The organism is Pantoea sp. Ae19-2 (genome assembly GCF_059801205.1).
The window spans coordinates 2,161,993-2,179,142 of the sequence record NZ_JBCHWE010000001.1 but is presented as its reverse complement, the minus strand read 5'-3'; the positions used below and the strand labels follow the sequence as shown (position 1 = coordinate 2,179,142).

At 57.3% G+C, this 17,150-nt stretch carries 20 protein-coding genes; 12 read left to right on the top strand and 8 right to left on the bottom strand.

The window, feature by feature from the left end; genetic code table 11:
• A complete protein-coding gene (locus AAIE03_RS10070) occupies window positions 1–1,149 on the bottom strand; it encodes an efflux RND transporter periplasmic adaptor subunit (RefSeq protein ID WP_014606102.1) in 1,149 nt (382 codons plus the stop codon).
• A gap of 262 nt (window positions 1,150–1,411) precedes the next feature.
• Between AAIE03_RS10070 and AAIE03_RS10065 the strand changes: the two genes are divergently transcribed.
• The 4 genes from AAIE03_RS10065 (at window position 1,412) to AAIE03_RS10050 (ending at window position 5,170) form a co-directional block, all read left to right on the top strand.
• On the top strand, window positions 1,412–1,711 hold the full coding sequence (locus AAIE03_RS10065; protein ID WP_498562985.1) for a hypothetical protein: 300 nt from the start codon (window positions 1,412–1,414) through the stop codon (window positions 1,709–1,711).
• Between the two features lie 184 nt (window positions 1,712–1,895).
• Window positions 1,896–3,170: a nucleoside permease gene (locus AAIE03_RS10060; RefSeq protein WP_014593464.1), complete on the top strand. Its 1,275-nt coding sequence runs from the start codon at window positions 1,896–1,898 to the stop codon at window positions 3,168–3,170.
• Window positions 3,171–3,180: 10 nt separating this feature from the next.
• Entirely contained in the window at window positions 3,181–4,197 is a 1,017-nt protein-coding gene (locus AAIE03_RS10055) for an ADP-ribosylglycohydrolase family protein (RefSeq protein ID WP_174261002.1), read from the top strand.
• The gene (locus AAIE03_RS10050; protein WP_174261001.1) at window positions 4,190–5,170 is read left to right on the top strand and encodes a PfkB family carbohydrate kinase; all 981 of its coding nucleotides are present in this window, start codon (window positions 4,190–4,192) and stop codon (window positions 5,168–5,170) included. Before AAIE03_RS10055 ends, AAIE03_RS10050 begins: the two co-directional genes overlap by 8 nt.
• Here AAIE03_RS10050 and AAIE03_RS10045 read toward each other — a convergent pair.
• Complete coding sequence (locus tag AAIE03_RS10045) at window positions 5,157–5,900, bottom strand: GntR family transcriptional regulator (RefSeq protein WP_014593467.1); 744 nt, start codon at window positions 5,898–5,900, stop codon at window positions 5,157–5,159. The genes AAIE03_RS10050 and AAIE03_RS10045 overlap by 14 nt on opposite strands.
• A 98-nt stretch (window positions 5,901–5,998) precedes the next feature.
• On the opposite strand from AAIE03_RS10045, the gene AAIE03_RS10040 reads away from it, so the two are divergent.
• Window positions 5,999–7,285: an MFS transporter gene (locus tag AAIE03_RS10040; RefSeq protein WP_288494754.1), complete on the top strand. Its 1,287-nt coding sequence runs from the start codon at window positions 5,999–6,001 to the stop codon at window positions 7,283–7,285.
• A 35-nt stretch (window positions 7,286–7,320) separates the two neighbouring features.
• On the opposite strand, the gene AAIE03_RS10035 is transcribed toward AAIE03_RS10040, so the two are convergent.
• The 3 genes from AAIE03_RS10035 to AAIE03_RS10025 all read right to left on the bottom strand — a co-directional run bounded on the left by AAIE03_RS10035 (window position 7,321) and on the right by AAIE03_RS10025 (window position 8,758).
• Window positions 7,321–7,569 (bottom strand): ElaB/YgaM/YqjD family protein, encoded by a 249-nt coding sequence (locus tag AAIE03_RS10035; RefSeq protein ID WP_013025421.1) that lies wholly within the window; start codon window positions 7,567–7,569, stop codon window positions 7,321–7,323.
• 227 nt (window positions 7,570–7,796) lie between these two features.
• A complete protein-coding gene (locus tag AAIE03_RS10030; RefSeq protein ID WP_041457573.1) occupies window positions 7,797–8,363 on the bottom strand; it encodes a hypothetical protein in 567 nt (188 codons plus the stop codon).
• A gap of 65 nt (window positions 8,364–8,428) precedes the next feature.
• Complete coding sequence (locus AAIE03_RS10025) at window positions 8,429–8,758, bottom strand: hypothetical protein (protein WP_015700529.1); 330 nt, start codon at window positions 8,756–8,758, stop codon at window positions 8,429–8,431.
• Between the two features lie 208 nt (window positions 8,759–8,966).
• On the opposite strand from AAIE03_RS10025, the gene AAIE03_RS10020 reads away from it, so the two are divergent.
• The 3 genes from AAIE03_RS10020 (at window position 8,967) to AAIE03_RS10010 (ending at window position 10,154) form a co-directional block, all read left to right on the top strand.
• A complete protein-coding gene (locus tag AAIE03_RS10020) occupies window positions 8,967–9,146 on the top strand; it encodes a hypothetical protein (protein WP_033776303.1) in 180 nt (59 codons plus the stop codon).
• A 188-nt stretch (window positions 9,147–9,334) separates the two neighbouring features.
• Window positions 9,335–9,718, top strand: a complete 384-nt coding sequence (locus AAIE03_RS10015; protein ID WP_014606096.1) for a hypothetical protein — start codon at window positions 9,335–9,337, stop codon at window positions 9,716–9,718.
• Window positions 9,719–9,740: 22 nt separating this feature from the next.
• A complete protein-coding gene (locus AAIE03_RS10010) occupies window positions 9,741–10,154 on the top strand; it encodes a GNAT family N-acetyltransferase (protein WP_022623584.1) in 414 nt (137 codons plus the stop codon).
• Here AAIE03_RS10010 and AAIE03_RS10005 read toward each other — a convergent pair whose 3' ends face one another.
• On the bottom strand, window positions 10,155–10,814 hold the full coding sequence (locus AAIE03_RS10005) for an MBL fold metallo-hydrolase (RefSeq protein WP_013025427.1): 660 nt from the start codon (window positions 10,812–10,814) through the stop codon (window positions 10,155–10,157).
• Between the two features lie 22 nt (window positions 10,815–10,836).
• Window positions 10,837–11,760 (bottom strand): muramoyltetrapeptide carboxypeptidase, encoded by a 924-nt coding sequence (ldcA, locus tag AAIE03_RS10000; RefSeq protein WP_498562984.1) that lies wholly within the window; start codon window positions 11,758–11,760, stop codon window positions 10,837–10,839.
• A gap of 155 nt (window positions 11,761–11,915) precedes the next feature.
• On the opposite strand from ldcA, the gene emtA reads away from it, so the two are divergent.
• Complete coding sequence (emtA, locus tag AAIE03_RS09995; protein WP_014606092.1) at window positions 11,916–12,548, top strand: membrane-bound lytic murein transglycosylase EmtA; 633 nt, start codon at window positions 11,916–11,918, stop codon at window positions 12,546–12,548.
• 50 nt (window positions 12,549–12,598) lie between these two features.
• Here the strand turns inward: emtA and AAIE03_RS09990 are convergent, their stop codons facing one another.
• On the bottom strand, window positions 12,599–13,546 hold the full coding sequence (locus AAIE03_RS09990; RefSeq protein WP_014606091.1) for a sugar-binding transcriptional regulator: 948 nt from the start codon (window positions 13,544–13,546) through the stop codon (window positions 12,599–12,601).
• Between the two features lie 300 nt (window positions 13,547–13,846).
• Here AAIE03_RS09990 and AAIE03_RS09985 point away from each other — a divergent pair, with 300 nt between their 5' ends.
• From AAIE03_RS09985 to AAIE03_RS09975, 3 genes are read left to right on the top strand one after another with little or no spacing between them, the layout of a single operon-like run.
• Window positions 13,847–14,677 carry a transketolase gene (locus AAIE03_RS09985; protein ID WP_013025431.1) on the top strand — a complete coding sequence of 277 codons (831 nt, stop codon included), beginning with the start codon at window positions 13,847–13,849 and terminating at the stop codon, window positions 14,675–14,677.
• Entirely contained in the window at window positions 14,670–15,614 is a 945-nt protein-coding gene (locus AAIE03_RS09980; RefSeq protein WP_498562983.1) for a transketolase family protein, read from the top strand. Before AAIE03_RS09985 ends, AAIE03_RS09980 begins: the two co-directional genes overlap by 8 nt.
• Window positions 15,615–15,616: 2 nt before the next feature.
• Complete coding sequence (locus tag AAIE03_RS09975; RefSeq protein WP_498562982.1) at window positions 15,617–17,104, top strand: FGGY family carbohydrate kinase; 1,488 nt, start codon at window positions 15,617–15,619, stop codon at window positions 17,102–17,104.
• Window positions 17,105–17,150: the final 46 nt, after the last annotated feature.

Here is a 17,150-nt window from a genome sequence, read left to right as displayed (position 1 = left end):
TCAGTGACCCTCGCTGGTCGGAGCGTTATCGCCCGAAGAGACGTCTACCGCTTTCACCTGCATGCCCGCCTGAACTTTTGCGGTGCCTTCAACAATCAGCTTGTCACCCTGGTTTAGGCCGGAAGTAATCAGCCAGTTATTGCCCATTACGCGGTCGGTCACTACGTCGCGACTTTCGACTTTGTTCTCTTTATCGACCACCAGCGCGGTAGCATTGCCTTTCGCATCACGGGTGATGCCTTGCTGAGGCGCCAAAATGGCATCGCTTTTCACGCCGTTGGTGACGCTGGCGCGCACGTACATGCCCGGCAACAGTTCATGTTGGGGATTGGGGAAAATCGCACGCAGCGTCACAGTGCCCGTCGCCTCATCCACCGAGACCTCGGTCAGTTCCAGCTTGCCGGGATGATCGTAGGTCGTACCATCTTCCAGTTTCACCGTCACGGGCACGTCATCTTTGTTCTGCTGCAGTGACGCCTGTTGGCGTCTCAGTTTGAGCAATTGCACGCTGGATTGCGTGAGATCGACATAGATGGGATCCAGTGCGCGAATCGTCGCCAGCGCGGTGGTCTGGCTGGCGGTCACCAGCGCGCCAGGCGTAACCGATGAAATCCCAATGCGACCGCTAATCGGCGCTTTGATTTGGGTGTAATTCAGGTTGATGCGCGCACTTTCGACGGCAGCACGGTACTGATCCACGGAAGCAACGTTCTGTTGATACGTTGCCTGCGCATCATCCGCATCCTGACGTGAAACGCCGTTATCTTTCACCAGTGCGGCATAGCGTTCGGCTTTCAGTTTGCTGCTCTTCACCAGGGCCTGCGCATTCTTAAGTTGTGCGACGGCCTGATCGTAGCTGGCCTGATAGCTGGCCGGATCGATCTGATACAGCACCTGTCCGGCTTTCACCTCATCGCCTTCGGTGAACAGACGTTTCTGAATGATCCCATCCACCTGCGGCCTGACATCAGACGTCATACTGCCGGTGACGCGCCCGGCAAGCTGGCTGTCCAGTGTCACCGATGCGCTTTGCAACGTTTTTACCCCGACTTCGGTGGTCATGTTGGCATCGGCGGGAGGACTGTTTTGATCGCAGCCCGCGATCATCACGACCAGCCCGACGATCATAGTGCGCTGAAAAGTTTTCATGAATTACCCTGTAATGAACGTTCATTCTCAGCGCGCAGTGTAATAAATGCACAAGAATCTGTATGTCAGCAAAGCGAAAAGAAGGATGTCCAGAAATGAGCAGCGCGGCTGCATTGTTCAGAGACGCGCCTGGAGAATGAGCCTGAAGGCGAGCGAATTCCGCCGACTTACAGCCTGGTGGCGTGTTTCTGCGCGGGCTCCATTTCATACCACGCTACATGAAATGCTTGAGATGCGTTATTTGTGGCAGCGGCCTGTCCGAATGGAAAATACTCAACGGGTGAGTTTTCTCGGCCAGGAACCGCATACGTTGTTAGAGGATGCCGTGCGGGCCGCATTGTGGTTGCCTGCGGCCCGGAGCCCGAAGCCCGAAGCCCGAAGCCTGAAGCCCGAAGCCCGAAGCCCGAAGCCCGAAGCCCGAAGCCCGAAGCCCGAAGCCCGAAGCCCAAAGCCCAAAGCCCAAAGCCCAAAGCCCAAAGCCCGAAGCCCAAAGCCTACGGCCGGTGGCGTGTTTGTAAGCCCGAACCGCCTGCAAAGACGCGCTGCCTTTCCAGAGCATTAAGTGCTCAACGTCTCGCATCCGGCGGTCGGGTGAGACCAGACAGAAGACGCCACCGTTTCCCGTGGCGCGCATAAAACCGTTCTCACCGAGAATGGGAGGTAGCTCAAAATTCCACCCAAAGGTATTATAAAGGTTATGTTTGTGGTGTTAGATTGGCCTTACCAACACCGGGGAACACACCATAATGAAAACGAAAACGGCCAGCCTGTCATTGATGATGTTTGTGGAATGGTTTATCTGGGGCGCGTGGTTTGTCCCGCTCTGGGCCTTCCTTAGCAAAAATGGTTTCACGCCCGTCGAGATTGCGTGGTGCTATGCCTGTACCTCCATCGCCGCCATTCTGTCGCCCATTCTGGTGGGATCGCTGGCAGACCGCTTTTTTCAGGCCCAGAAAGTGCTGGGTGTGCTGATGATCGTGGGTGCCGGGCTGATGTACTTCGCGGCGCAGCAAACGCACTTCAGCGGTTTCTTTCCCCTGTTGCTGCTGTATGCGCTGACCTATATGCCTACGATTGCCCTCACCAACAGCATTGCGTTTTCGCATGTAGCAGACGTGGAGCGTGATTATCCGCGCATCCGCGTGCTGGGCACGCTCGGCTGGATCGCATCCGGTATCGTCTGCGGTTTTCTGCCGTCGTTACTGGGCTTTGGCGATATCTCCGCCAGCAATGTGCCGCTGCTGATTACCGCCGCCAGCTCGCTGCTGCTGGGTATATTCGCCTTTATGCTGCCCGCCACGGAGCCTAAAAGTACCGGCGCCTTTAGTGTGCGAACCGCGCTGGGCCTGGATGCCCTGCATCTGTTAAAAGATCGCAGCTTCCTGGTCTTTTTTGTCTGTTCCTTCCTGTTCAGTATGCCGCTGGCGTTCTATTACATTTTTGCCGAGGGCTTCCTGACCGAAGTGGGCCTGGCGCACGCCACGGGCTGGATGACGTTAGGGCAGATGTCCGAGATTCTGTTTTTACTGGCGCTGCCCTTCTTTATCAAACGTTTTGGTATCGGCAAGGTCTTGCTGCTCGGCCTGGTGACGGCCGCGCTGCGTTATCTGTTTTTTGTTTTTGGCAGCGATCAGAACCTGCTCACCTATGGCCTGTTATTTATGGGCATTCTGCTGCACGGCGTCAGCTATGACTTTTACTTTATTACTGCCTACATCTACGTCGATAAAAAATCCCCTGTGAGCATGCGCAATGCGGCGCAGGGATTAATTACCCTGGCCTGTCAGGGAATCGGCAGCCTGTTAGGTTATCGCCTGGGGGGCTATCTGATGCAGGAGATGTTTGCCTATGGTCAACCGCGCAACGGCCTGACGTTCAACTGGGCGGGAATGTGGCTGTTTGGCAGCGTGATGATCATATTGATTACCGTGGCGTTTATTCTGCTGTTCCGCGATACGAAAAAACGCAGCGATGAGCTTAACGTGGTTGAGCCTGCCGCCGCGACGGAAAGCCAAAAATAAGGAAGAGAAGATGATTACCGTACAACAAAGGATCACCGGCGCATTTTATGGTCAGGCGCTTGGCGATGCCATGGGCATGCCGTCAGAACTCTGGCCGCGAAGCCGCGTGAAAGCACATTTTGGCTGGATTGATCGTTTTCTGCCCGGCCCGGCAGAGAATAACGCCGCCTGCTATTTCGGCCGCGCCGAGTTCACCGACGATACATCGATGGCGCTGGCGCTGGCCGATGCCATCATCCGTCATGACGGAGAGATCGTCGCTGAAACCATTGGTCTTAACATCCTGCGCTGGGCAGAAGGGTTCGACGCGTTTAATAAAAATGTTCTGGGGCCCACATCAAAAATCGCGCTGCGCGCATTACAGGCCGGCCAGCCGATCAGCGCGCTGGAAAACAACGGCCTGACAAATGGAGCGGCGATGCGTATTGCCCCGCTGGGCTGCCTGTTACCCGCGCGAGATTTGCACGGTTTTATTGATGCGGTTGCGCTGGCTTCCAGCCCCACCCACAAGGCCGACGTCGCGATTGCCGGGGCAACCGTGATTGCCTGGGCCGTTTCCCGGGCGATAGAGGGCGCAGGCTGGAGACAGATTCGTGACGCGCTGCCTGCCGTCGCGCGTGCGGCGCAGGAGCGGCAGGTAACCACCTTTAGTGCGGCCATGTCTGCGCGCCTCGAGCTGGCGTTTTCGGTGGTTGAACAGGGGCGCGGTGTTGAATCCACTATGGAGAACATCTATGCCCTGGTGGGAACAGGCACCAGCACCATCGAGTCCGTGCCCGCCGCCATCGCGATGGTTGAACTGGCAGGAACCGATCCCAACCGCTGCGCCATTCTTTGCGCCAATCTGGGCGGCGACACGGACACCATTGGTGCGATGGCGGTTGCCATTTGTGGTGCGCTTAACGGTATTGATGCCATTGACCCTCCGCTCCGACAGCAGCTGGATAGCGTAAATAAACTGGACTTTGAAAGCTACGGCCGGGCGTTTACCGCTTTTCGCCTCAAGCGGGAGGCGGCGCATGGTTGATTCCCAGAGCGTGGCAACATTAGGCAACCGGGCCCCGATCGTCGTACTGGGCGCCGCCGTCGTGGATGTCATCGCCCGCGCCGAGCAGCTTCCCCAGCGCGGCGGCGACAGCGCGCTGCAGCAGCAAAGTATCAGCGTGGGAGGCTGTGCGTTGAACGTGGCGCTGGCGCTGCACCGCTTAGGTATGGATGCCGTTTCTGCATTACCGCTCGGCCAGGGCGTCTGGGCTGAGCTACTCCGGCAAAAGCTTACGGCCTGTGGCCTGACCAGCGTCACGGAAACCCACAAGGGCGACAATGGCTGGTGCCTGGCGCTGGTTGAACCCGACGGAGAACGCACGTTCCTGTCGGTGGCCGGGGTGGAGAACCAGTGGGATGAGGCGATGCTGGCCTCTGTTCCGCTTCACGCAGAAGGCTGGATGTATCTGTCGGGTTATCAGCTCATCGGCAAGAATGCGGAAACACTGCTGTCCTGGCTGGAAGGGCTGGCAAACAGGCCGCGGCTGGCGATCGATTTTGGACCGCGTCTGCCTGCGATCGCGCCGGATCACTGGCAGCGCGTGATGGCGCTGCAGCCGTTGATTACGCTTAATCGCCAGGAAGCCGAACACGTCTGGCACCAGCGTTTGCAGCAGGACGGGTCTTTTAACGCGCAGGCGCTGATTACCCAGTGGGCAAAACATTTTGCCAGCCCGCTGGTGGTCAGGCTGGATAGCGAAGGCGCAGGCTTCAGCCATCACGGACAGTACGGCTGGATCGCAGCATTCAAGACGGCGGTGGTCGATACGATTGGGGCCGGTGACAGCCACACGGGAGGATTACTGGCTGCGCTCGCATCTGGCTGGCCACTTGATAACGCAGTGGCGCTGGGGAATGCCGTCGCATCATTCGTGGTTGCGCAGCGTGGAGGCGATACCGCCCCCGACCGTGCAGCGCTGATTCGCCACTGGCAGCAGTGCCTTACTCGGCAATAAACACGTACAAATCACTGCGACAGTAGCTGATGCTGTATTCCAGAGGACGATCGCGCGCATCCAGCGCCAACTGCTTAATCACCAGTACGGGAATCCGCTCGGGCAGGGCAATGAGGCGCTGTAATTCGGCATCTGGCATTTGCGCACTGACGCGACTTTGCGTTTTCACCGGCTGGATCTGGTGGCGGCGAAAATAGTCGTACAGCGAAATACCGATGTCGCTGGCATCGTTGATCAAATCGCACGGCACCCAGGACGTTTCCACGGACACGGCCTGTTGATCGACATAACGCAGGCGCTTCAGCAAATAGACCTCACTGTCCGGGGGCAGCTGCAGCTTCTGCGCAATGTCATCTTCGCAACGGATACGATGTTTTTGCAGCCATTCCGTATCGGGCTTTTTACCCCGTAATACGACCTGCTGTGAAAATCCCTGCGGCTCTTTCAGTGAATATTCCAGTGCGCGACAAATCTGCGTGCCATAGCCACGCGAGCGATGAACTATCCCTTCCTGAGAGAGCGCATCCATCGCTTTACGCACCGTGATGCGGGAGATCCCCAGAGAGTGAGAAAATTCGCGCTCGCTGGGCAACACCTCTTCGTGACGCAGCACGCCGTCGCGCACGGCGTCTTTAATCACCTGCACGAAACGTTTATAGAGCGGGGTTTTGCTCTCGGCGCTGAGCACGCTGCTCAGATGACTGAAAAGGGCATTATGCTGTGATGTCATTATTCTCGTCTGGGATACATAACCTTATCTGCTGGAATTCTATACTATCTCTCTTATCGCCGTACTGCTTTTGCAGGCTGCAAGTTGAGGATAGTCAAATGGAAACCTATTCACCCCAGGTAAAGCAACATAAACGTGCGCTGGTTGCGGGTTCGGTTGGCAACTTTATTGAGTGGTATGAGTTCGCCATCTATGGTTTTCTCGCCACGCTGATTGCGCAGAACTTTTTCAAGTTACAGGGCGAGTCGGCCTTGAGTGGGCTGATTCTCACCTGGGCCTCCTTTGCCGTTGCATTTTTCTTTCGGCCACTGGGTGCGCTGGTGTTTGGCCGTATCGGCGATCGCATCGGCCGCAAACCGACGCTGATTATGGTGCTGGTGTTCATGACGCTGGCGACCACGGCCATTGGCCTGGTGCCGACCTATGCCTCAGTGGGCATCGCAGCACCGTTAATCCTGACCGGGCTGCGTATCCTGCAGGGGCTGTTTGCCGGAGGAGAATACGGCGGTGCGGTCTCCCTGATGACGGAATTTGCGCCGCGAGGCAAGCGCGGCCTGTATGGCGCGTGGCAGTCGCTCACGGTGGCGCTGGGCCTGCTGGCTGGCGTCGGGCTGGTGGCGCTGTTGTCGTTTACGCTCAGCCCACAAGCCATGCTGGCCTGGGGCTGGCGCATTCCGTTTATCCTGGCATTACCGCTGGGCATGGTGGCGCTCTGGCTGCGGCTGGCAATGGACGAAACGCCCGGCTTTGTCCGTCAGCAACAGCAGCAGAAGGGGGGCAAAGCCGCACCGCTCCAGACGTTGAAAACCATTCTGCTGGCCGTGGCGCGCGTGATGCTGTGGTCAGCGGCGGGTTACACTTGTCTGGTCATTATGCCAGCCTACCTTCAGTCCGCCCTGCACACCGGACTGCACCAGGCGCTGGCGATCGCCGTGATTTCCAATCTGGGGTTTGCCTTGACCATTATTCCGGCGGGGATACTCAGTGACAGGATAGGGCGACGCCGGGTGATGGTGGTGGCCAGCGTACTGTTGCTCTTACTGGCGATGCCGCTGCTGAAGGTGCTGCAGGCGGAAACGGTGGCGTTACCCAGCAAAGCGCTGGTGGTGTTTATTGCAGGCGGCGTGGTGGGCTTACTGGCAGGGCCGGGGCCGGCGATGCTGGCCGAAATGTTTCCCACACGGGTTCGCTACACCGGACTGGGATTGGCTTATTCGCTATCGAATGCCGTTTTCTCGGGCTGTGCGGGGTTGATTATTACAGGGCTGGTCAAGCAGACGGGCAATCTGGATATTCCGGCGTGGTACATGATGGCAACAGCGTTGGTAACAATACCGGCACTGATGACGTTAAACAAAGACGATCATCTGCGCGATCTGGTATGAGGGTAAAACGGGAGCCAACGCTCCCGTTTTGAGACTTATTTGCGGCCCAGCAGGAAGCCAAGTACCACGCCAACGCCAGCGGCTACGGCCAGACCCGCGAACGGGTTAGACTGCACCTGATCCTTGATGCAATCAGCGGCATCACGTGCGGCGTAGGATGCCTGATTGGTGTAGCGGCGTGCTGCACCACGGGCACGGTGACGCGGGGAGTCAGTAACTTCACCCCATTGTTGCTCTGCGGCACCGGCGACTTCTTTCACTGCATCTTCAATTTTTCCTGACATGCTTCATCTCCTTGGTTATCACAGTCACCTAAAGCGTAGCAAAGCTTAGCCGTCGTGCTGCCCCAGGGCGCATTAATCTTCTGTTCAGGAGGCAAAGGTCAGGGGAAAATATCTGCCACCGCGTCATATCGCTGGCCTGAGAGGCGCGCAGTCAGGGGCGTGAAGCGGGGAAACGCGGCAACTCGCCAGTGGCTAATGTGTGCAGGGAAAAATCATTACCAGCTGTTTCACAAAACGGCATTGCCCGGAGCGGCGGCGTACTGAGGGTACCAGCTCACCAGAAAGTGGCGAATATGGTCGAAGCACCATTCCGCATCCTCCGACTGAGGGCAGTAGTACTGAATTGTGATTTTTTCATAGCGGCGCTGACGTTGCTGCAGCGGCGACCAGCCCCAGTCGAGTACAGCACGGGCATAGTTGATCAGCGCATCCGCTGCCAGCCCATGCTGTTGCGCCTGCTCTTTGAGATAGGTGTAAAACGCGGTTTCCAGCTGCAGCGTCTCAGCATGTGAATGGCCAGGCAACTCGGGACGAAAGGCGATATCAATAAACCCGCACACCGCGTTTTCCTGCTGTTGCCAGTCGCAGGCCAGCGTCATAAACAGCCCGTCCTGAAGATTCACCTCTTCCACCAGACGCTGCAGGTTTGCTGAGTGGCGCAGCACCGCAACCTCTTCAAGGCGCTCTGTTTCCAGCGTTAAGTCGATGCCGCAGGGATTGACCGTACCGTCTTCATTGCGGGTCGCCGGGAAGGGAAAATCGATATAGCCGTTGTTATCCAGACGCTTTTCCATGTGAAGGATGACCTGTCTCTTGACGTTTCCTGACACTATACCATTCTGCGCCCGGATTCACCCCTCTACGGGCAGGTCCACGTGATCAGGGTATCCTGATAGGGATTGATGAGCCGGAACTGCTTGTCCGACAGGCGTTGCGCATAATAACCCTCACGCGTGACGGCGGAAGGAATGTACTGGAAGCGATCCTGCGACTGCAGCGGACCGCTCTGCACGCTTGCGCCGTCCCGACTGACGCTAAATGAGGTGACCAGATCGAAAATCGTCCCCTGGGTCTGGCCCAGCGACTGACCGTAAAGGGTGCTGACCTCGCCCGGGCATTCCACGCCTTTTGGCGACGATGAGCAGCCCGCAAGCAGTGCCATAAAAATGAAAACTACCGATCGCAACATATCCTGTCCCTGCCCAAGTCCATGAAAGCGGTGAACGATTCTATCCTGTTGCGCCGCAAATAACATGATCATAGCAGTTCTGCGACACAGGCTGATTTGTGCTTTGCTCAAAGGTTAAGCAACAGAAATGCAAAAGATGACTTTGAGGTGGAATAAACGTTATTCTTGCCATCTTTGCGCATCGCTTAAGCAAATTCAGGGATAAATGATGAAAGAAGAAGAAGCCAGCCTAATGATTATTCGCCACGCCATCGAAGCGCTGGATGCAGAAAAAAGGCAGCAGGTCATTGCCTGTGCCGCTGAAATTCGCGATGTGATGAGCAGCTTCGACAGCGAACACGCCGACCTGGCGTTAATGTTGGTCGCAGCGGAAGTGGCTGCAGACTAATTGAGCCGTGGTTTACCCGATGCCATCTCGCCCGTTCGGTTTTCTGGTGGTGCGCAGGGCAGGTGAGCGGCTGTCTCTCCGGCACGCCTGAATCCCTGCGGCAACCTGTCCCGTCCTGCTCTGCCTGGCTTTTATTGTGATAAACTCCCCTGACAATGGGAAATGACGTATTCAGCGGAGGAAATCAGATGAAAGCAGTCCGTCTTGCCCTGTGCCTGTTGGCCTGTTACAGCGCGTCAGCGTGGAGCGAAAGCGAATTCCAGATCCATTGTCCCGGTCGGCCTACCATGACCATTTCACGCGCTGAATATGGCCTGAGTACGCTCTCCTGGCCCAAACAGCACTTCCAGATTGCGGCGGGGCAACTGAACACGCAGATTGAGGGCGGTGACAAAGTGGCCATTACCCGCTTCCGCAACGGCGATCAGTTGATCGTCAACAAAAGCAATCTCGACACCTTCTTTGTCTACCATGACAGCGACGCGCTGGTGCCCTGCAGCCGCAGCGCGAAGCGTGACGTTGACGTCCTGAGCCTTGAGCGCTACGACGACAGACAACGTAACGACTCCTGATTTGCCGCGATAAGGAATGCCAATGCAGATTACCCTCACTGATAAGGTGACCAGTAAAGATCAGGATGAACTCCGGCTAGGCCTGAATGCGCATAACAGCAAATTTTTTGACGTGGACCTGATTAAACCGCTGGGGCTGTTTATCTGTGATTCTCAGGGGAAGAAGCTGGCAGGGTTAACCGGTACGACGACAGGTAACTGGTTACGCATCGATTTGCTTTGGGTCAGCGACAGGCTCCGGGGGCAGGGCACGGGAAGTCAGTTGGTGCTGGCGGCAGAAAAAGAGGCGCGCCAGCGAGGATGCCGTTTTGCCCAGGTCGATACGGCCAGCTTTCAGGCTCGGCCCTTCTACGAAAAGTTGGGCTATCACGTCCGGTTAACGCTTGGCGACTATATTCACCATCACCAGCGCCATTATCTGACCAAAATCCTGTAACTACAGCACCGCCTGCTGGCGCAGATCCAGCGGGTGCAGCTCTGCCTCGTCGATAGCGGCCAGCCAGCCGGACAGGGTCACTTTCTGCCATGAAAGATGGCCGCGCGTGGTGCTCATCAGCACCACGTCAGGGCGCAGAGTCCGGTAGAGCTCCAGCGAAGCGGCCAGTTCGGCAGGATTGCTCTCGGGCACCAGCACGGTTATCCAGCGGTCATGCTGACGCGTGAGCGTATCACCGACAAACAAGTAGGTCAGGCCGTTAGGGGAAGCGTAAAGATAGCTGCAGCTGCCGGGTGTGTGACCGGGCGTCGGCAACAGGTGAAAATCACCAAAATGCGTTTCCTGCTGCGTGAAGGTATCGTCAGGTTCGACAAAGCGGCTGATCTGCCCCAATGAGCGGCTGTGGCAGTAGAGCGCGCTGTTAAAGCGCTGCTGGATACGCGCCGCGCCGGGCGCGGATTCATGCCAGTGGGTCAGGTAATGCCGGATTACGCCGTTATCATCCGCCAGCACTTCATGATCCAGCGGGTTTTCTACCCGTCCAATCAGTAAATTGCCGCGCGGATGACGCAGCAAAAAACCATGCATCATAATGTCTTCGGTACCTTCGGCCGGAAACTCCGGCGTTGAGATCCACAAATCGTCATACAGCGGCTTCAATGTCGATCTCCTGCAACTTCAGCTATGTGCGCAATACGGGATGTCCGCTCGCCTGTAATACAACCTGACCCTGATTCACCTGCAGCGTGGCCGTTGCACCCAGAGGTAAGGTGACGGTATCCGGAGCGTGACCGAAGTCCAGGTCGCTGATAACCGGCAGGCCGCTGACCTCGCGAATGTGCTGCCAGACCGTAGGAAAATCAAATCCGTTGTCGTACTCCGACAGAGCGGTACTGGTGAAACTGCCGGTGACAATTGCCTGCTGTCTGGCCAGCACGCCGCATTGGTGCAACTGCAGCAGCATACGTTCAATACGGAACGGATGCTCATTAACATCTTCGATAACCAGAATGCCGTTCTCAATCTGCGGCAGCCATGGCGTCCCGATTAGCGAGCAGAGCATCGCCAGGTTGCCGCCCCACAGCGTCCCCTGCCAGTGGCCGTTATCGGGTGTTTCACTTTGCCAGGCCACCATGACTGTAGGTGATGTCAGCGCATGCCAAAAGTGCTGCAGGGTAAATTCGGATAAAACCTCAGCGCCAAAATTGCCCGCCAGCATCGGTCCACTGAAGCTAATCAAACCGGCATGTTGGAGCAGCGCTAACTGCAACACGGTGAAGTCGCTGTGCCCACAGATGGCCAGCGGCTGGTGCGCTAAACGACGCTTCAGGCCGGCATAATCCACCGACGGCAGCAGCCGTGTTGCGCCATAACCGCCGCGCACCGCCAGCACAATATCGGGTAGGATTGCTAAGTCAGCCAGTTCATTAATATCGCCTGAGCGCGCCTCGTCGGTGCCAGCAAAGCGCTGGAAGCGCCGCGCGATGACGGCGTCATTGTCCACGCGATGTCCTTCCGCACGCAGGCGTTCAACCCCGAGCAGGGCCGCAGGTTGATTATGGCAATAACCTGAAGGGGCAATAAGACGGATGGAACGTGACGTCATAGTAAATTCCTGAAATTAGTCAGTGACAGACTTCACGATAATGACGAAAAACCGTAAATAAGTCATCAGACTGCTGTAATTAGGATAAACGGTAATTTTGCAATTCAGCCGGCTCGGTATGATAGCTTCCGCCACTTCTGCGACGAGATAAAAAATTGCTAAAAATTCGCTACTTTGTCATTTCAGCCTTGCTGCTGACGGGCTGTGCCAGTGAACCGCCGCATACTTACGTTAAAGAGAAGAATACGCCGTTAACCCAGGCACCGCCTTCACGCATCAGCGGAACCTGGTCACTCTTTACCGAAACGGCCGCCAGCCAGTATGGCGTGGATGAAAAACTGATCAGCGCCATTATCAATGTGGAGTCCGGTGGGAACCCTGGCGTGGTCAGCCGTTCTAATGCGGTGGGATTAATGCAGATCAAAGCCTCAACCGCGGGCCGGGAAGTGTATCGCACCCAGGGGCGCCACGGTCAGCCGAGCAACGCAGAGCTGCGCGATCCGGCCAGAAATATTGATATTGGTACCGCGTACATCAAAATTCTGCAGCAGTCTGCGCTTTCGGGCATCCGCGATCCCCTCACGCTGCGTTACGCCACTATTGTTTCCTATGCAAACGGTGCTGGCGCGTTACTGCGCACCTTCTCCAGCAATCGCGATCGGGCCATTGCCATGATAAATGCCATGACGCCGGACGAGTTCTATCAGCACGTACAAAACAAACATCCTGCAGCCCAGGCGCCACGTTACCTGTGGAAAGTCACCACGGCTTACCGCGCTAACAGCTGATCCTCATGTTTTCTCCTCACCTTCCTTTTTGGCAGGTGAGGAGAGAACAGTTAAGTGGTCAGCAGCCTTGCCGTGGGATAATCCACAATCAGCACATTCACATAGCCACCCCGCAGCGCCCCGCGAATCGCCTGTGCTTTCTCTTTGCCGCCTGCCAGCGCCACCACCTGCGCGCACTGTCGCACCTGTTCCAGTTCCATGCCAATGACCGGATCCTCATCGGCGTTCAGCACGGGTTGACCCTGTTCATCAAAATAGTGCAGGCAAATATCCCCCACCGCGCCGCGCCCGGCCAGGGTGCGTAACATGGTTGCGTCGTAGTAGTTACCCGAATTGCGCAGCAGCGCAGAAGGTTCAAGATCGCCAATGCCGACAATGGCTAAGTCCACCTCATTAAACTTATTCAGCACTTCGGCGACGTCGGGATTGGCGGCCAGCCGCTGGCGATCCGTGACCGAGTGTTCAATGGACTGAGAGGGCAGCAGCCAGGCGGGGCAATTCAACAGCGCGGCAAGATTTTGCGTCAGTATCGTAGCCTGGACGTTTCCGTTGGCCCCCACGCCGCCCAGCAGCTGAATCACACCTTTACAGGCGTTATTGAGAGGATGCAGGGCATCCACCATTGCACGAATGGTGCCGCTCCAGGAGGAGATGCCAATAAGTTCGTCCGCGCGCAGTCGGGTTTCCAGATAGTGCGCCGCCGCCGAGCCAATCGCCTGTTTGATCTCGCCAGCGGACGCCTGTTCTGGCACATCCACCACAATGGCCTGCGGCAGCTGATAGCGTTGCTCAAGCGCTTTTTCCAGTTCCGGAAAGACATTAGCAGGCGGCACCACGCTGATTTTTACCACGCCTTCTTTCACACTGCGGTTCAGAATGCGCGATACGAACGACTGAGACAGCTTGAGTAGCTGTGCAATATCGGACTGCTTCCTGCCTTCGACATAGTAAAGTGTGGCAATTTTTACCATGAGCCGCTGTTCATCCTGCTTCGCCATTGGTTTTTTTCCTCTCGTGTTCTGCCTGCCATTGTTAACCACCCACGTAAAAATCACAATCCACGGCAATTTGTGATCATTTTCGCTTTTTATCACTTCCTGTCTGGACGGCGTCACCCGCAAGGCGCATAGTGGTTTTGAATATAAAATCATTATTGAATATATATTCATAAAGGAAAAGGACTTTGGTCTGGCAGCGCATGTAAGTGTGGGACTTTCACGCATTGCCTGTCAGCACGGGGCAATAACACCCAGCCTGAATATATATTCAGTGTGGACTTAAAATTCAATAGGTGAGCTATGAATCCTTTTATGCTTTCTGTAAATGAGCTTGAAAAACGAGCGCGGTCAGTGCGCCGCCGCATTATTCAGCTTAACGCGGGCAGCCCGGCGGGGGGGCACACCGGCGCGGACCTGTCGCAGGTTGAAATCCTGACTGCGCTCTATTTCCGCATCCTCAACTGTGCGCCCGACCGGACGGCAGATGACGAGCGTGATATCTATATCCAGTCAAAAGGTCATGCCGTGGGAGGATATTACTGTGTGCTGGCGGAAGCCGGGTATTTCCCGCTGGAGTGGCTGGCGACCTATCAGCATGCTCACTCCGCTTTACCGGGGCATCCGGTGAGGCAAAAGACGCCGGGCGTCGAACTGAACACGGGCGCGCTGGGGCACGGATTGCCCGTGGCGGTGGGCATTGCGCTGGCGGCGAAGAAGAGCAACAGTCGGCGGCGCATTTTTGTCGTGACCGGCGACGGCGAGCTGGCAGAAGGCAGTAACTGGGAAGCGGCGCTGGTGGCAGCCCATTACGGGCTGGATAACCTGATTGTGATTAACGACAAAAACAAACTCCAACTGGCGGGATCGACGCGTGACATTATGAACACCGATCCGCTAGCGGAGAAATGGCGTGCCTTTGGTCTGGCGGTGAGTGAATGCCAGGGCAATGACATGGCATCGGTGGTCAGCGCACTCGAACAGCCGCCGGTAAGCGGCAAACCGCGGGTGATTATCGCCCACACGGAAAAAGGGTTTGGTATCTCCTTTATCCAGGGCAAAGCGGAATGGCACCACCGGGTGCCCAAGGGTGAAGAAATCGACCGGGCACTGGAGGAGTTAAAAGATGAGTAAGGCACAACATCTGGCAGAGGTCATGGTAGAAGCATTGATGGCGGCGGTTGATCGCGGTATCGATGTGGTTCCGGTGGTGGCTGACTCCACCTCAACCGCTAAAATCGCGCCGTTTATTAAGGCGTTTCCCGGCCGGTTAATTAACGTGGGCATCGCCGAGCAGGCGCTGGTGGGCACGGCTGCCGGGCTGGCGCTGGGCGGAAAAGTGGCCGTAACCTGTAACGCCGCACCCTTTCTGATCTCCCGTGCTAACGAGCAGGTGAAAATCGACGTCTGTTATAACAATACTAACGTTAAGCTGTTTGGGCTGAATGCAGGAGCCAGCTACGGCCCGCTCGCCAGCACGCACCACAGCATTGACGACATCGCCATCCTGCGTGGATTTGGCAATATTGAAATCTACGCGCCTTCCTGCCCCCTTGAGTGCCGCCAAATCATCGACTATGCCCTTGATCATGTGGGGCCGGTTTATATTCGGCTGGATGGCAAGGCGTTGCCGCAGTTGCACGACGACGAATACCGCTTTACACCCGGGGCGATCGATCTGCTGCGCGAAGGCCATGACATTGCGCTTGTTGCCATGGGCTCAACGGTACATGAGGCCGTTACCGCCTCAGAGCAGCTGGAAACGCAGGGGGTTTCCGCTGCGGTAATCGCCGTGCCTTCTATTCGTCCCTGTAACACTCAGCAATTGCATAATCTGCTGAGTCACTACCGTAGCGTCATCACGGTTGAAGAGCACAACATCAATGGTGGCGTAGGCAGCCTGGTGGCGGAGGTCCTGGCCGAGAACGGCTTGCCGGTTAAGCTGTTGCGTCTGGGCATTGCGGATGGCGAGTACGCCATCGCCGGCGATCGCGCCTCCACCCGGGCCTGTCATGGCATTGACGCCAGCAGCGTGGCGGCCCAGGCGCTGCGCCTTTGCACAGGAGGCTGACGATGCACGAGTCCGTGATTCTGGCTATTGATGAAGGCACCACCAACGCCAAAGCGGTCGCCGTAAATCGTCAGGGAAAAGTGGTGGCGCGGGCCAGTCAGGGCCTGACGCTGCAGCATCCGCAACCCGGTCTGGCCGAGCAGGCCCCCATGGCCATCTGGCTGGCCGTCAGGCAGGCGATAGCCGACTGTCTTGCCCAGTGCGCCGACGCACCGGTCGCGGCGGTTGCGATCAGCAATCAGCGTGAATCGGTTTTGATATGGCAGCGCCGGGACGGCATGCCGCTCACCCCGCTGGTGAGCTGGCAGGACCGCCGTTCGGAATCGTTTTGCCGCGATCTTCATCTGTCTGGACAGGCCGGGAAGATTACGGCGCTAACCGGGCTGGCGGTCGATCCTATGTTTCCTGCCGCCAAGCTGACCGGCATGCTGGCGTCACTGCCTGACGGCTTTGCCAGAGCGGCGGCGGGGGAGTTATGTATTGGTACAGTGGACAGCTGGCTGACCTGGCAACTGTCGGCGGGAGAGTGCTTCGTCACCGACCATGCCAATGCGGCACGCACGCAGCTTTACAGTTTGCACACCAACGACTGGGATGATGAACTGCTGTCCCTGTTCAGCCTGCCGCGCGCCGCGCTGCCGCAGATTAACGCCTCAGCGGGTTATGCGGGCGTGGTTGCCTTAACTGATATTGCCGGTCTGGCACCTGGCACCCCGATCCTGGCACGCATTGGCGATTCTCATGCGGCGCTTTATGCCCAGCGCCGTGACGAGGCGGAAGTGGTCAAGGCAACCTATGGCACGGGCTCCTCGCTGATGATGTCGATGGCAACGCCGATCCTGACCGACAATGGCCTCAGCACCACCGTGGCGTGGCACGACGGTCAACCGCGCTTTGCGTTTGAAGGCAATATTACCCACACCGGTTCAGGTGCGGCCTGGCTGGGAAAAATGCTCGGCGTCACCGATCCCCAGCAGCTGACGGCAATGGCCGAAAGCTGTGATGACAATCAGGGCTGCTATTTTGTCCCGGCCCTGTCCGGACTGGGCGCGCCCTGGTGGGATTTAAAAGCCCGCGGCATGCTGTGCGGCCTGACCGATGCGGCCACCCCGGCGGTGCTTGCGCGGGTCGCGCTGGAGTCGATTACCTGGCAAATTGCTGACGTCTTTTTCGCTATGGAACAGGCAAGCGGCGACACATTACCTGCGCTGTGCGTTGACGGCAGTGCGACACAAAATCGCTGGCTGATGCAGTTTCAGGCGGACGTCCTGCAGCGCCCGCTGCATTGCGCGCCTACCGCTGAAGCCTCCGCGCTGGGGGCGGCACTGCTGGCAGGTAAACAGCTGGGATGGTGGCAGCAGGGGAGTGATATGCAGGCTCTTCAGGGCGGCAACGTCGTGATGCCGCGCAGGCAGCTGGCGCAGAAAATGCAGGACAGCTATCAGGGCTGGCTGAACGCCGTTGCCCGCTGTCGCTATCAGCCCGCATAAGGGCTGCAAGAGGATCGGGCAGCGTGCCGCGATCCTCCGTTCGTCC